Origin of the sequence: Bradyrhizobium ganzhouense, from assembly GCF_049949285.1 — a bacterium.
GTDB classification, from domain to species: domain Bacteria; phylum Pseudomonadota; class Alphaproteobacteria; order Rhizobiales; family Xanthobacteraceae; genus Bradyrhizobium; species Bradyrhizobium ganzhouense.
Window position 1 is genome coordinate 3830081 of sequence record NZ_CP181318.1, and the last position, 14321, is coordinate 3844401.

14 protein-coding genes are annotated in these 14321 nt (G+C 58.1%); 12 read left to right on the forward strand and 2 right to left on the reverse strand.

Annotated features, from left to right (window positions below; all coding sequences use genetic code 11):
• The first annotated feature begins 54 nt into the window (after window positions 1–54).
• A complete protein-coding gene (locus ACLFLU_RS17295) occupies window positions 55–1200 on the forward strand; it encodes a CaiB/BaiF CoA transferase family protein (protein WP_426413363.1) in 1146 nt (381 codons plus the stop codon).
• A gap of 23 nt (window positions 1201–1223) precedes the next feature.
• The gene (locus ACLFLU_RS17300; RefSeq protein ID WP_426413364.1) at window positions 1224–2222 is read left to right on the forward strand and encodes an NAD(P)H-dependent flavin oxidoreductase; all 999 of its coding nucleotides are present in this window, start codon (window positions 1224–1226) and stop codon (window positions 2220–2222) included.
• Window positions 2223–2320: 98 nt separating this feature from the next.
• Here the strand turns inward: ACLFLU_RS17300 and ACLFLU_RS17305 are convergent, their stop codons facing one another.
• Window positions 2321–3403: a LacI family DNA-binding transcriptional regulator gene (locus ACLFLU_RS17305; RefSeq protein ID WP_426413365.1), complete on the reverse strand. Its 1083-nt coding sequence runs from the start codon at window positions 3401–3403 to the stop codon at window positions 2321–2323.
• 598 nt (window positions 3404–4001) lie between these two features.
• On the opposite strand from ACLFLU_RS17305, the gene ACLFLU_RS17310 reads away from it, so the two are divergent.
• From ACLFLU_RS17310 to ACLFLU_RS17350, 9 genes are all read left to right on the forward strand, one after another.
• Window positions 4002–5381, forward strand: a complete 1380-nt coding sequence (locus tag ACLFLU_RS17310; protein ID WP_426413366.1) for an MmgE/PrpD family protein — start codon at window positions 4002–4004, stop codon at window positions 5379–5381.
• Window positions 5368–5886: a MaoC family dehydratase gene (locus ACLFLU_RS17315; RefSeq protein WP_426413367.1), complete on the forward strand. Its 519-nt coding sequence runs from the start codon at window positions 5368–5370 to the stop codon at window positions 5884–5886. Before ACLFLU_RS17310 ends, ACLFLU_RS17315 begins: the two co-directional genes overlap by 14 nt.
• Window positions 5793–7049 (forward strand): acyl-CoA dehydrogenase family protein, encoded by a 1257-nt coding sequence (locus tag ACLFLU_RS17320; RefSeq protein WP_426413368.1) that lies wholly within the window; start codon window positions 5793–5795, stop codon window positions 7047–7049. The genes ACLFLU_RS17315 and ACLFLU_RS17320 overlap by 94 nt, the downstream gene beginning before the upstream one ends.
• The gene (locus ACLFLU_RS17325) at window positions 7046–7522 is read left to right on the forward strand and encodes a MaoC family dehydratase (RefSeq protein WP_426413369.1); all 477 of its coding nucleotides are present in this window, start codon (window positions 7046–7048) and stop codon (window positions 7520–7522) included. The genes ACLFLU_RS17320 and ACLFLU_RS17325 overlap by 4 nt, the downstream gene beginning before the upstream one ends.
• A gap of 50 nt (window positions 7523–7572) precedes the next feature.
• Window positions 7573–8748: a CaiB/BaiF CoA transferase family protein gene (locus tag ACLFLU_RS17330; RefSeq protein WP_426413370.1), complete on the forward strand. Its 1176-nt coding sequence runs from the start codon at window positions 7573–7575 to the stop codon at window positions 8746–8748.
• 21 nt (window positions 8749–8769) lie between these two features.
• Window positions 8770–9681 (forward strand): HpcH/HpaI aldolase/citrate lyase family protein, encoded by a 912-nt coding sequence (locus tag ACLFLU_RS17335; RefSeq protein WP_426413371.1) that lies wholly within the window; start codon window positions 8770–8772, stop codon window positions 9679–9681.
• A 325-nt stretch (window positions 9682–10006) separates the two neighbouring features.
• Entirely contained in the window at window positions 10007–10618 is a 612-nt protein-coding gene (locus tag ACLFLU_RS17340; RefSeq protein ID WP_426413372.1) for an NAD(P)-dependent oxidoreductase, read from the forward strand.
• A 141-nt stretch (window positions 10619–10759) separates the two neighbouring features.
• Window positions 10760–11965 carry an ABC transporter substrate-binding protein gene (locus tag ACLFLU_RS17345; RefSeq protein ID WP_426413373.1) on the forward strand — a complete coding sequence of 402 codons (1206 nt, stop codon included), beginning with the start codon at window positions 10760–10762 and terminating at the stop codon, window positions 11963–11965.
• A 110-nt stretch (window positions 11966–12075) separates the two neighbouring features.
• The gene (locus ACLFLU_RS17350) at window positions 12076–12933 is read left to right on the forward strand and encodes an SDR family oxidoreductase (protein ID WP_426413374.1); all 858 of its coding nucleotides are present in this window, start codon (window positions 12076–12078) and stop codon (window positions 12931–12933) included.
• 17 nt (window positions 12934–12950) lie between these two features.
• Here ACLFLU_RS17350 and ACLFLU_RS17355 read toward each other — a convergent pair whose 3' ends face one another.
• Window positions 12951–13664 (reverse strand): TetR/AcrR family transcriptional regulator, encoded by a 714-nt coding sequence (locus ACLFLU_RS17355; RefSeq protein ID WP_426413375.1) that lies wholly within the window; start codon window positions 13662–13664, stop codon window positions 12951–12953.
• Between the two features lie 231 nt (window positions 13665–13895).
• Here ACLFLU_RS17355 and ACLFLU_RS17360 point away from each other — a divergent pair, with 231 nt between their 5' ends.
• On the forward strand, window positions 13896–14315 hold the full coding sequence (locus tag ACLFLU_RS17360) for an ester cyclase (protein WP_426413376.1): 420 nt from the start codon (window positions 13896–13898) through the stop codon (window positions 14313–14315).
• Window positions 14316–14321 lie beyond the last annotated feature (6 nt).

The window sequence follows — 14321 nt, forward strand, 5'->3', positions numbered from 1 at the left end:
GAATCTCAAAGCGTCCAGAAAAGGTGTACCGTGAGGCCTCTCGCAAACATTCGTGTGATCGATTTTGGTCAGTTGACCGCAGGCGCAAATACCTCGGCCATGCTGGCCGATCTGGGGGCTGAGGTTATCAAGGTCGAATCCGCGAGCTTTATGGATCTGTTCCGTTCGATGGGAGGCGATCGCAGTAAAGGCCCAGGGTGGTGGAACCGGTCGCCTCAGTTCCGGTTCACCAATCGCAATAAGCGGGGTGTCTCGGTCGACGCGAAGACGCCAGAAGGCAGACGTGTCGTGCAAGACTTGATTGCGACTGCCGACGTCGTCGTGGAGAATTTCCGTCGTGGAGTGCTTGAGCGTCTAGGGCTCGACTACGCTTCGATGGCAGCCCGCAACCCTCGCATTGTCTACGCATCAATATCCAGCCAGGGGGAGACCGGGCCATACAGGCTTCATACCTCGTTCGGATCAACTCTGGAGGCGATGGGCGGTGTCGCCGCGCTCACAGGGTATGACGGAGATAAACCGGTCATTAGTGGACCGCACGTGAACTATCCGGATCAAGTCGCCTCTCTTTTTGCCACAGGTATGATCATAGCCGCACTGCGTGAAGTGCGGCGCACCGGCAAGGGTGCGTTGCTCGACATGTCACAACGGGAGCTGACAAGCTTTCTGATCGGCGAGGAAATTCTTGCCGCTTCAGTCGAAGTGGCGCGCCCCGATTTGCCTAGAAAAGGCAATGCCGCCGAAGCTGCGATCCTTCAGGATTGCTTTCGGGCTTCGGATGGATGCTGGATCGCACTCACGATTGAGAATGGCGCCGATGCTGATCATTGTCGCGCGATTGTCGGCGGAAATGAGGATCTAAGTGATCGTTTGGCTGCCTGGTGTGCTGCTCGTCCAGCGTCCGAGGCTGTGGATGTGCTCACAGCCGCTGGCTTGGCTGCGGCATCGGTGCGCGATGGTGCGTCCCTGATCCGAGAGCGGCAGCTCGCGGGGCAAACGCTCGTTTGGCGTGAAAACGGTGAGGTCGTGAAGGGGCGGCCTTACGGTTTCGATGGCGCTCAGTTGAACATTAGTCGCGACGCACCGGACCTCGGCCAGCATACGGGAGAAGTGCTGCGGGAAGTTCTCGGACTGGACGATTCGGCGCTACAGCACCTAGCTAAGTTGGGCGTCACTCGCTCGGAACCTTTCGAACAATAACGCAATCAGAATTGGAGGTCCTCGTGAACGCGGACGAATTGGTCAATCAGCTTGAAATTCCTCTTATACTGGCGCCAATGTTTCTCGTGTCGACGCCTGCGATGACGCTGGCCGCTTGCTCAGAAGGGGTCATGGGTAGTTTTCCCGCTCATACCGCACGCACCTCGGACATCTTCGAGGAATGGCTGATCGAAACGATTGAGGGGTTGGAGCGCCTTCGTGGCGAGGCGAGCGGAAATAAGATTGCTCCGTTCGCAGTCAACCTGGTGGTCCATCCGTCCAATGCCCGGATGGCCGACGATCTCGAGAAATGCATCAGGTATCGAGTGCCGGTCGTGCTGACTTCAAAAGGGGCACCCACCGACATCGTTAAGCGTATCCACGACTACGGAGGTCTCGTCCTTCACGACGTCGCAAGTAGGCGTCACGCTGAGAAGGCTCTTGAGGCCGGAGTCGATGGTATTATTGCCGTAGCAGGTGGTGCAGGCGGCCATACGGGAACTATCAATCCGTTCGCTCTGATGAACGAATTGCGCCAAGTCCACAACGGACCGATTGCTTTGGCGGGCGGAATGACTACGGGGCGCGACGTCCTCGCGGCGCAAGTAATGGGCGCGGATTTTGCCTATATCGGGACCCGCTTCATCGCCACCGTTGAATCCGCGGCACCGGAGGATCACAAACGTATGATTGTCGCGTCGAGTGCGACGGATGTTTTCTTCAGCGCGTCCATCGACGGTGCTCCCGCCAACTGGTTGACCAAAAGCCTGCTCGCAGCTGGGGTTGATCTCGACGTTCTCCGCACAACGCTGCCTGGCAAAATCGTAGCGGCTGCAGAGACGCGGAAGCGCTGGAAAGACATCTGGACTGCTGGGCATGGCGTTGGGAATATCCAAGACATTCCTTTGACTGCAAGACTCTGCCGTCAGCTTAAAGCCGAGTACAGGGCGGCGAGTTCCCGTCCAATTGCCGCAGGTCCGTTGCAAGTCGACAGAAGAGCCACTGCGCGCACGAGCGGCTAGACGCGCCATTGCGCTGGCGTGCGATCTGACTGGGGGCAGCCCAAGTGAATGGAGAACTCTAGCGTATCGCAAGGCGCGCCGGCATTTGCATTCGATGCTCAAATGGCACGATCAGCTGGCGCGCCACCTTTGCGTTGTTCGGTCTGCGCCGGCCGTGGCGACGGGGCTGCACAGGACTGTCGGATGATGAGTGTAGAATCGAATTTGATGATGCGGGGAGAAGCGTCGATCCGGTTGTTGATGCGATCGAGCAGGAGTTGCGCCGCCTCGACCCCGATGGCGTGATAGTCCACTTCTATTACCGTTACAGACGGCACGACCAGTTCGGCCAATTCCGGATCGGTGCCGCCGATCAGGGAAATATCCTCCGGGATTCGGAGATTGCAAATCTTGATGGCACGAAGCACCCCCTGCAGCATCGCAACGCCGCCGACTATAATTGCGGTCGGCCGGTCGTTACTTGCGAGTAGGGCAGTCGTTTCCGTTAGAGCATATTCCTTAGAGAAGTTGCGAGTTCGGATAAGAGCTTCGTCAATCTCGATGCTGTGTTCGATGTGGGCTTCGCGATAGCCTAGAATGCGCTCTCGGGCCGGACGCAAACTTGGGTTACCAGTGATCAATGCGACGCGCCGGTGGCCCAGTTCGAAGAGATGTCGCAACGCACGATGCATGCCTTCGCGGTGGGCGATAAGGATCGCGTCCTGCTGCTCGCTTGGTTCTCGATCAAGCATAATGACAGGGAGAGATAGATTCGTCCCAGGCTTGGCGAAGAAACTATTGTTAGACGAGCTGGTGCTCAAAATTAGCCCGTCAGCGCGACCAATGAATGCGTTCAATATCTCCCTCTCGCGTTCGGGACGATCCTCCGAGCCTGCCAACATCAGCACGTAGCCTGCGTCGGACAGGATATTCTGTGCCACTTTTACGAAGCTGGCGAAGCCGGGAACGGAGAAATCGCGGATTAGGATGCCGATGGTGCGGGTGGATCTAAGTCGCATTCCCTGGGCGAGAGCATTTGGCGTGTAACCCAAGTTACTGATGGCATCGTCGACACGTGCCTTAAGCGCTGGCTTGACGGGCAACTGATTGATCACCCTAGACGCTGTGCCTTGAGATACCGCGGCCGCTTTGGCGACATCCCGGATTGTCGGCTTGCCCGTAGTTTTCTTTGCCCGTTTCAAGGCGGCCTCCATCCGAAGCGATTCTCGAACCATATCACTTTGTAACGATACAAAAAAATCTTAGAAGGAATAACTTGCCCAGAAGGGGAGCGCTGGCTTCCTTCGCTGTGGTTCAGGGAGGGCGGCCTGGATAGCGAGCGGCGCCGATTGATGCTGTATCGGCATATCATATTGTAAATGCGAGGTATTATCCTGGATTGCTAACCTCCACGGCGACCGGGCGGTTGGGCATAACGTCCAGAGAGGGCTGCGACCGAGGGCAGCAAGGGGCATATTGACAGGGCAGTTGCCAACTCATAACGTTACAAAAATGACGAAAGCGTTTGGTGGTTTGGTCGGAGATGTCTCGTGCGGTCGGTCGCAAACATCGCCCGTCTTCAGCGGGGGCGCGGTCGTTCGCGGCGGCATGCGCAACATCCGCGGTGTGCCGGTGCTTGATCCACGCAGAGGACGCGTACGCGTTGTCGGGATTGCGGTGAGGTCTCCGCGTCAGGTCGCGGCGATCACAGGTGTTTCATGGTTGTCCGACAATCGGTCGGGGCGGGTGAGCGCGCTGACCTTGCTCGCGACGGTAACGCCTAAGAAAGGGTGACGTCTGATGAATAAGCAATTTCGTCGTTCCGACGTCGAATCCGGCATGACCCGGGCGCTGGCGCATCGCATTGCGACGTTGAGGTACGAGGATCTGCCGGCGGACGTAGTTGCGATTGCCAAGCATTGCATCCTGGATTGGGTGGCGCTGACAGTACAGGGCGCTCACGAGCCTTTGGCCACGATACTTGCTGAACAGGTTGCTGCTGAGGGCGGGAACGACAGTGCCACTCTCATCGGACGCAGTCGCGGCGCCTCTCCGCGCCAGGCAGCGCTCGTTAACGGTGCCGCGTCGCACGCGCTTGACTACGACGATGTGAATATCAGGATGATGGGCCATCCCACGGCTGCCGTCCTGCCCGCCGCTTTGGCGCTCGCGGAGAGCCGTGGTGCGAGCGGTCGCGACCTGATTGCCGCATTCGTGACGGGATATGAGACGGAATGCGAAGTCGGCGAGCTAGTTTCACCTAGTCACTATGCGCGCGGCTTCCATGCGACCGGCACCATAGGTACCTTCGGCGCTGCAGCGGCGTGTGCGCATCTCTGTCGCCTTGACCCCGAAGCTGTTGCGACGGCGCTTGGCATCGCTGGTACGCAAGCAGCCGGGCTAAAGTCCATGTTCGGGACCATGTGTAAGCCGCTCCATGCGGGAAAGGCCGGTGAAAGCGGTCTGCTTGCTGCGGAACTGGCCGCGCGCGGGTTTAGCAGCAGAACCGATGTGCTTGAGTGCGCAAACGGGTTTGTTGCAACGCATGCGGACGACGGACGCCCCGTGCATCAGTTTTCGAGCAGCAGCGGCAAGCATCATATCGTCGATAATCTGTTTAAGTATCACGCATGTTGCCATCAGACGCACGCTGCGATCGAAGCGCTGCGCGCTCTACAGGTGGAGCACCAATTTTTTGGCTCCGATGTAGTCAAGGTAACCTTACGTCACGACGCCGGAGCGGACGCAATCTGCAATATTGCTCGCCCGACTACCGGCCTCGAAATCAAATTTTCACTTCGCATGATCGCCGCTCTTACGCTGGCTGGGATCGATACGGCCTTGGTCGCCAATTTCGATGACGCTAACGCAAGGGATCCTGCGCTGCAGGCGTTGCGGGACAAGGTCGAGGTGACGTTCGCGCGCGATTGGCCTTTGACGCGGAGCGAGGTGACGGTGCAGCTGGCTGACGGTCGGGTTCTGACCGGAGTTCACGATTCCGGTCTGCCGGAGAAAGATCTCGGTCGGCAGCAAACGAGGCTTCTTGCTAAATTCCGCTTGCTTGTCGGTCCGGTCTTCGATCTTCGCCGAGCGGATGACATTGCCGCCGACATTCTGTCGCTTGAGCAGCAAGCCGACCTGAAACATCTCACTTCGCGATTGGTTCATGAGCAACGGTAAGGAAAGAAGGATGGAAGCCGAATTTCGGAAGAGAGCGGTCGAGCGTCAGCGGGGCCATTGGTATGAGGATTTCGAGATCGGTCGCGAATTTGTGCACCACTGGGGTCGTACGATAAACGAAAGCGACAATTCGCTCTTCTCAACGCTCACGCTGCATTTCAATCCTCTTTTCTTCAATCGCGAGTTTGCATTTGCTCATGGTCATCCTCGTGAGCAAGTGAATCCGATGCTTGTGTTCAACACAGTGTTCGGCCTCTCGGTCGAGGACCTTAGTGAGAACGGGGCCGGGTTTCTAGGTGTCGACGACCTGACCTACCACTCGCCGGTTTATCCCGGCGACACGCTGACCGCCACGTCGACGGTGCTTGCCACTCGTCTGTCGTCGAAAAATCCGCAACAGGCGATCTGCACTTGGCTTACCAAGGGCTTCAATCAGCACGGCCACCTCGTGGTCGACTTCAAGCGCACCAATCTCATTTATACACGACCGACGGCCAAGGATTGAGCATGTCCTACATGACCGAGGAGCGACGTCTCATCCAGGACACTGCGCGCGAGTTCGCTATGCGCGAGGTTCTTCCGATCGCTAACAAGCTTGATCCGCTGCAGGAAGACATACCGATGTCCCTGCGCGACAAGATGGCGGAGATGGGCTATTTCGGAATCGTCATGCCGGAGGAGTATGGCGGGCTCGGGCTAGGCAGCTTCGAGTACTGCCTGATAACGGAAGAGCTGGCGCGCGCCTGGATGAGCGTGGCCAGCCTCATCGCCCGCGGCAACGGCATGATCGGTTGGACCGCGATGACCGACGAGCAGAAGCAGGCGTATCTGCCGAAAATCGCACGCGGCGAGATGCTCGGCTCCTTCGCGATGTCTGAGCCGAACACTGGGTCGGACATTGCAAGTCTGACCTGCCGCGCTCGAAAGGATGGCGACAGCTATCTACTAACCGGAAACAAGTACTGGTGCACGTTCGCTGACGGTGCCGACTATCTGATGGTCATGGCGCGGACATCCGAAATCGATCCAAATCGTCGCCACCTCGGCATCAGCATGTTCATGATCCCGAAGAAGCGAGGCGAATTGCCGCCCGGCGTGAACGGCGCGCCAATTCCCAAGATCGGATATTTCGGTTTCAAGACGTGGGAACTTGCTTTCGACAACTTTCGTGTGCCGAAAGAGAATCTGATCGGCGAGGAAGGTAAGGCGTTCTACTACGCCACGAGCGGTCTCGAAATGCCGCGTGCACATACCGCGGCTCGTTCGATCGGACTTGCGCGTGGGGGTCTCGAGGACGCAATCGCTTATGCCAAGGAACGCGTTCAGTTTGGCAATCCGATATCTGACTTCCAGGTAATTCGATTCAAGATCGGTGAGATGGCCAGCCAGATCGAGGCGGCCCGGCAGCTCATGTACTACGTCTGCGATGAGATCGACAGCGGTCGACGTTGCGACAAGGAGGCGTCAATGGCCAAGCTGTTCGCAAGCGAGATGTCGGAGCGCGTCACGAGCGAGGCGCTCCAGATCCACGGCGGCGCCGGGTACACCAAGCTGCATGCGGTTGAACGCTATTGGCGCGATGCCCGCCTGACCAAGATATTCGAGGGCACCTCGGAAATCCAGCTGCGGATCATCTCAGACAATATTCTTGGACGGAGCAAACGATGAAGACTGCCGACCTGACAAGTAACAACAACTATTTCGAGGATTTCACGGTGGGTGAAGTGCTGCGCCATCGGCGCGGCAAGACGATCGAGCCGCTCGAGAACGTTCTGATCACGAATATGGTGATGAACACAGCCTCGGGTCATTTCGATGAACTTGTTATGCGCGACACCATGTTCAAGAAGCGGCTTCAGTTCGGCGGCGTGACCGCTTCGCTGATCATCGGCATGTCCAGTCAGGACACGTCGGAGAATGCGCTGGCTGAGCTGGCGATGACCAACATCCGCTTCAAGGAGCCAGTGTTTCACGGCGACACGCTCTATGCGTTCACCGAAGTTCTCGAGAAGCAGGATAGCGAACGCGCCGACGCCGGCGTCCTCATCTTCCATCACTGGGGCGTCAATCAGAATGACAAGGTCGTGTTCGAGGGCGACCGGCAGGTGTTGGTCAAGAAGCGGTCGCACTGGAGGACGTAATGGTGGCGAGTGAGTCCGACGGAGCTCTTGCTGGCCTCAGGGTGATCGATATGACCTTGATGCTCGCCGGCCCATACGCGTCAATGTTGCTCGCCGACCAGGGCGCCGAGGTGATCAAGATCGAGCCGTTGGACGGTGATTACGTTCGTACGGTAGGCCCCTATCGTCCCGACGACACGCTTCGCGCATTCGGAGGCTATTTTCAAAGCGTCAACCGAAACAAGCTCTCTGTCGGTCTCGATCTGAAGAAGCCCGAAGCGCGAGAAATATTGATCGATCTGGTTAAGCGCTCGGATGTGCTCATAGAGAACTACAGAGCGGGCGTCATGGACCGGCTTGGGCTGTCGTACGAGGTGTTGCGGGAAGCCAATCCCCGACTCGTCTATGGAGCGGTGCGCGGCTTCGGTGATCCGCGCACGGGGCGTAGTCCTTACGTTGATTGGCCGGCCTACGACGTGATTTCGCAGGCGATGGGCGGCATCATGGGCATCACCGGCGCGAGCGCGGCCCAACCGGCCAAGATAGGTCCGGGCGTCGGTGACATCGTGCCAGCCATGATGTGTGCTGTCGGTGTGCTCGCCGCCGTCTATCGTGCGAAACAAACGGGCCAAGGGCAGTTTGTCGATGTCTCCATGGTGGACAGCGTGCTGTCCCTCTGTGAGCGGATTGTTTATCAGCATTCCTACGAAGACAAAGTGCCAGAGCCCGAAGGGCATCGGCATCCATTCTTGACACCATTTGGCATCATCCCCTGCAAGGACGGCCACCTGACGCTGGCCTGCCATACCGATGCCTTCTGGGGCCGCTTGTGCGCCCTGATGTGCAAACCCGAAATGGCATCCGATCCTCGCTTGGCCACCGAGGAGGCGCGGCGGCGGCATCAAGATCTCGTCTACGATACCATCGCGGATTTTACGCTGTCGCGGACCAAGCACGAACTGTTCTCGATCTTCGGCGGACAGGTGCCGTTCGCGCCGGTCTATACGGCCGCCGACATCGCGCAAGACCCGCATTTCATTGCGCGAGACATGATCGTCGCGCTGGAGCATCCAGGTTGCGAGGGCGAATTCGGCGTTGCTGGCGTGCCGATCAAGATGACCGAAACACCGGGATCAATCAGGCGACGCGCGCCGATATTGTCGGAGCACGCCGCAGAGGTTCTGGCTGGTATCGGCATAGACGATGAGCGGCTACGCGACCTGAGGTCGCGCGGCGTGGTCAAGTGATTTTTGTAGGAGAAGGTAGTTATGCAGGAGCGAAAGAAGAGGCTGCGTCGGGTGGAGCTGGCTGTGCCGGCATCAAGCGAGCGAATGATGGCGAAGGCGGCCGGAAGTAAGGCCGACTTCGTCTTTCTCGATCTGGAGGACGCCGTTGCGCCAAAAGCCAAGGTGGAGGCGCGGTCGAAGGCCGTCGAAGCTCTCAAGGGCCTCGACTGGGGCGGGAAAACACGTTGTGTGCGGATCAACGATCTCGGCACCGAGTGGGCGTTCGAAGACATCATCACGATCGTCGAAGGCGCACACCAGCACCTCGACGTGATAATGATACCGAAAGTGATGCGCGGAAGCGATGTTCTCTTTGTGGATACGTTGCTCGGCCAGCTCGAAAAGAAGCTCAAGATTGATCGGCGTATCGGCCTCGAGGTCCTGATCGAAGAAGTCGAGGCAATGATCAACGTAGAAGAGATCGCACGATCCTCGCCGCGGCTCGAAGCGATGATCTACGGGGTCGGCGATTTTTCCGCGTCGCAAGGTATCGACCTAGGGGCCGTGTATGGGCCCAACGGTTATCCCGGAGACATCTGGCACTACGGGCGGCACAAGATCACGATCGCCGCGCGAGCCGCTGGCATTGACGCGGTCGACGGTCCCTTCGGCAACTTCAAGGACGCTGCAACCTACAGCGAGGAATGTCGACGTGCGAAGCTGATCGGCATGGTGGGCAAATGGGCGATCCATCCGGCCCAGATAGAGCAGGCGATTCCGGTCTTCTCGCCTTCGCAAGCCGACGTCGATGCAGCGCGTGCGATGACGAAGGCCTATCGCGAAGCCGAAGCTCAGGGACTTGGTGCTGTGGTCTACAACGGTGAGATGATCGACGCAGCAACCATTCGCCTGGTGAAGAACCTGATCGACAAAGCCGACCTGATCGGGATGTGACGGACGATTCCAACAATCGGGAGGCCCGTCGTGAAAGGACAGGGCCTCTCCGGCCTGCGATGAAGCCTTTGTTTTAGCCACAGCGTCACGACTGACGAGCAGTCCGCTCGCGCTTGCGAAAGCGGCTGTGCTTCAAGGAAAGGCTCGTCCCGGGGAGATCCGGTATGTGGATAAAAGATCATAATTGACATATCGTACAAATAGCTCATCGTGAAGAGCGTAGTGGTCCACACTTGGTGATGGACGGCAGTTTCGACGGGGCTGTCAGGCGTCGTTGGAGAAATTGTTGCAACATCCAGAGAGCAGTTCATTGGCGGGGGAGATAATGAAGGTTTCTCTGATCGGTGCGACTGGGAATGCAGGTTCGCGAATTCTCGCCGAACTTGTACGGCGTAGGCATCGAGTCACGGCCATCGTCCGGCATCCCGAGGCAGTGCCGCGGCTCGACGGCGTTAATGCGTGGAGATGCGACGCTAATCGGATTGTTGAGCTCGCGCCGATGCTCAGAGGCCACGACGTGGTCATCAGTAGTCTCCACTTCCTGGACGGCCACGCTTCCAAGTTGATCGATGCTGTGCGTCAAGCACGTGTGCTTCGCTACGTTGTCGTCGGTGGCGCCGGCAGTCTCGATAATGGCCGCGGCATCAGGCTGATCGATTCTGGCGGCGTACCTGAACCTTACAAGGCAGAATCGCGGGCTGGCTGCGCGTTCCTCGACCTGCTGCGCAAGACAAACGACCTCAATTGGACGTTTCTTTCGCCGTCGGCGCAGTTCGTCGCGGGAGAGCGCACAGGCGTTTTCAGGCTCGGCACTGATACGGCGCTCCTGGACGCAAATGGCCGCAGTTGGATTTCCTACGAGGACTATGCCGTTGCGCTCGTCGACGAGATTGAGCAGCCACGCCACTCGAAGCGACGATTCACGGTGGGATATTGACGGCGCGTCGTCGAAGGGATGACGCGCCAGGGAATCCGGAAGCGGCGGATTAAGTTTCGGAAATCATGAGCAACCGCGCGAAGACGCGGCATGTGGGCCGGCAACACCGGCACTCGTAAGGCGCCAAATGGGAGGCGGGGAATGTTGAAAGCAAAGACCGTGTTGTCGGCGGTTCTGGGCGTGGTGCTAACAGTCTGCGGAAGTCGTGCAGAAAAGCTGTATGACCCCGGTGCTAGTGATACTGCGATCAAGATTGGCAATACAATGCCATACAGCGGACCGAACTCGGCCTACGCGATCATCGGCCGGACTCAAGCCGCATATTTCACGATGATTAACGATCAGGGCGGGATCAATGGCCGCAAGATCGATTACATCTCTTACGATGACAGCTACAGTCCGCCCAAGACGGTGGAGCAAGTCCGCAAGCTAATTGAAGGCGACGAGGTCCTTCTGCTCTACAGCATACTCGGTACACCACCCAACCTTGCGGCGATCAAGTACATCAATGCAAAGAAAGTGCCGCATCTTCTCATCGCCTCCGGTGGAACGGTTTTTGGAGACTACAAGCAGTTTCCCTGGTCGATGGGTTTTCAACCTCACACTCAGGGGGAGACTTTCGTATATGGACGGTATGTCGCGGAAAATTATCCGGATGCCAGGATCGGCGTCCTGTATTCGGCTGACGGCCTGGGTCGCGACAACATAACAGGCTTCCGGCGTGGGCTTGGGGACAGGGCGAGTAACATCGCCGTCGAGCAGACCTACGAGGCGAGTGACCCCACCATCGATTCGCAACTCGTGAAGATCCGTACTTCTAATGTCGAGGTTTTCGCGAATTTCGCGACTCCGAAGTTTGCCGCAATGGCCATTCGGAAGACGGCAGAGATGGGATGGAAGCCGGTCCACATCCTGCACGGTATCTCGCTTTCGATCGAGAACGTTCTCAAGCCAGCCGGCCTCGAGAATGCAAAAGACATCATCACATCGAATTACGTCAAGGAGTTTGATGATCCGACCTGGGATGACGACGCAGGAATGAAGAAGTTCGCTGCATTCATGGACAAATACCTCCCCGGCGAGAACAAGTACAACTCGAACATCGCCTATGGCTACATGTCCGCGCAAACGATGGTGCATATCCTTCAGCAGTGTGGTGACGATCTGACCCGAGGCAATGTCATGAGGCAGGCCGAGGGCCTTAGGGAGTTTGAATTAGATCTGCTGCTCCCCGGTATCGCGATCAATACCTCTCTGGCAGATCACTATCCCATCGAACAAACCCGGATGCATAAGTTCGATGGCGTCCGCTGGCAGGGCTTTGGCCCTATTTTGCAACTTGACTGAAACGGGAGCGCTGCTTGGCGACGTTGTAAGCCCAATATGGTGGAGCGGAGACTGTCTCAGAGCGCGCCAGCGCTCATTCTGCAACTTCAGTAAAATCGGGAAATGCCTTTATGACCTCGACACTGTTCGGCAAGACGATCTTCATCAGCGGGGGCTCACGTGGAATCGGACTCGCGATTGCGCTTCGTGCAGCGCGTGACGGAGCTAACGTGGTTATCGCCGCTAAGACGGCGGATCCACATCCTTCGTTGCCGGGGACTATCTATTCTGCGGCGAAGCAGATTGAGGACGCCGGCGGACACGCGCTGCCGCTCGTCTGCGATATTCGCGAAGAAGAGCAGGTCGAAGCCGCCGTGGCGGCGACGGTCGAGCGGTTCGGCGGCATCGATATTTGCCTCAACAATGCCAGCGCGGTGCGGCTGACGGGGATTCTCGACACGCCTATGAAGCGCTACGATCTGATTAATGGTGTCAATACGCGCGGTACCTTCTTGGTAACCCAAAAGTGCCTGCCGCATCTTCTCCTCGCCGAGAACCCGCACGTCCTTGCGATTTCGCCTCCGCTCCATATGGAAGAGCGATGGTTCGCACCACATGTCGCTTACTCAATCGCGAAATTCGGCATGAGCCTCGTGACGCTCGGTGTAGCTGGCGAGTTTCGCGGACGCGTTGCTGCCAACGCGCTTTGGCCGCGAACGGCCATCGACACCGCTGCGATGACTGAGTTCAAGGGGCATCTTGATACTGGCCGATTGCGCTCTCCCGCGATCATGGCAGACGCCGCCTACCTAATCCTTACGTCGGATGCAAAGACCGTAACGGGCAACTTCTTCGTCGACGATGAGGTGCTCGCCAGCCACGGCATCGCCGACCTTAGCCGCTATAATCCGCCGGGCGTTGCCGATCTTGACGTCACGCCTGATCTCTTCGTCCCGAGCCTTCGAGAAATTGCCGGGAGGGGCAGATGAATCATGGTCGGCCGCTTCTACGACGCCGCGGCGCTTCTAGTTCGTCTGGAACTACGCACCTTGGGCTCGGGTATGCCGCTTTCGGTAACCAGCTCTCGAGAACGCGCGATAAGCTTTGGCGCGAGGGCATCATCCACACCGAGCAAGCGCAAGCTGACCCGCGCAAAGCGTTCCTCATGCTCGGCAATGTTTCCAGTGTCCGCGAGCGCTGTCAGCTCCGCAATGAGAATCCACGGGTAAACCTTCAGCCAGTATTCGTGGCCTCCCGCCGGCCGCAAGACGCCTGTCTCAACGGCCTGCCGCTCAAACGCGACCATGTACGGCGTGGCCACCTTGTAGAATTCTTCCACGAAGACGTAAGGGCGGCCGAGCAGCCAACGGATTGCGGGATCTTGCCAGAGGGTGCGTATGATCACCCGTGCACCGACGCAAGGAAGCAATTCGACGCGTTCCGCTTGTCCCAGGATGCTGTCAGTCCGGTCCGCGACCCGCTGCAGCGAGGCTGCGACCAGTGCTCCGACGATTTCGTCGATCGATTTGAAGTGATTGTAAAACGAGCCATAAGCGACGTCTGCCTGCTCGGTGATATCGTTGACGGTCGTGCCATCGATTCCCTTGCGTCGAAAAACCAGCTCAGCCGCGGCAAGGATCGTTTCGCGCGTCCGCTGGCGCCTGCGCTGATTTCGGTTCGCGGTCGCGGGCGCGTCGTCCTTAGTAGTTTTGGTCGCCATCTACACCCTGATCAGTCGCAACAAGCCGGCCGCCGCGACTTGTTTTCGTCGAGGAAGCCAGTGAACTCGATTCTCGATCCAAAACCCTAACATCGCCACGGCGGTGGGTCGATTCTATTCAATTATGGATGATGTGTCATTTATGACGAGGCTGCTCTTGATATGGCGACCGGCGATCGGGGTCGGCGCGTTGGTGATGAGTGCCTCACGGCAATTGGTGGAGGAGATCTCATGAGTCAGCCAGGCATCGCCAACGGTGCGGACCACGTGGTCATGCGATGGGCTCGGGCCTGGAGCACGCAAGACGCTCCGCTGTTCCTAAGTCTGTTCGCCGACAATGCTCGCTATTGCGACGTCGCCCTGGATAAGGCGTTCCACGGGCGAGAGGCCATCAAGACCTTCTTCCAAGGGACATTTGCAACATTTCCAGACTTCAAGATTGAGGTGGGACATTGCGTGGTGACGGGAGACGCTGCTGCCGGGGAATGGATCATGTCGGGCACCTTCCTGGGCGAGTCGTTTGGCGAACTTCCAACCGGAAAGTCGTTTCGGGTTCAGGGCTGTTGCTTCATACGCCTCGTCGGCGGACGGATCATCGAACACAGGGATTATTGGGATCCGGCTGCGTTTGATCGGCAGGTCAAGATCTAGTTAAGG

Coding starts and splice junctions, on each gene's coding strand:
- ACLFLU_RS17330 (WP_426413370.1), top strand. CDS start 7,573: ATGACCTTGATGCTCGCCGGCCCATACGCGTCAATGTTGCTCGCCGAC.
- ACLFLU_RS17315 (WP_426413367.1), top strand. CDS start 5,368: ATGAGCAACGGTAAGGAAAGAAGGATGGAAGCCGAATTTCGGAAGAGA.
- ACLFLU_RS17355 (WP_426413375.1), bottom strand. CDS start 13,664: ATGGCGACCAAAACTACTAAGGACGACGCGCCCGCGACCGCGAACCGA.
- ACLFLU_RS17345 (WP_426413373.1), top strand. CDS start 10,760: ATGTTGAAAGCAAAGACCGTGTTGTCGGCGGTTCTGGGCGTGGTGCTA.
- ACLFLU_RS17325 (WP_426413369.1), top strand. CDS start 7,046: ATGAAGACTGCCGACCTGACAAGTAACAACAACTATTTCGAGGATTTC.
- ACLFLU_RS17310 (WP_426413366.1), top strand. CDS start 4,002: ATGAATAAGCAATTTCGTCGTTCCGACGTCGAATCCGGCATGACCCGG.
- ACLFLU_RS17350 (WP_426413374.1), top strand. CDS start 12,076: ATGACCTCGACACTGTTCGGCAAGACGATCTTCATCAGCGGGGGCTCA.
- ACLFLU_RS17360 (WP_426413376.1), top strand. CDS start 13,896: ATGAGTCAGCCAGGCATCGCCAACGGTGCGGACCACGTGGTCATGCGA.
- ACLFLU_RS17335 (WP_426413371.1), top strand. CDS start 8,770: ATGCAGGAGCGAAAGAAGAGGCTGCGTCGGGTGGAGCTGGCTGTGCCG.
- ACLFLU_RS17340 (WP_426413372.1), top strand. CDS start 10,007: ATGAAGGTTTCTCTGATCGGTGCGACTGGGAATGCAGGTTCGCGAATT.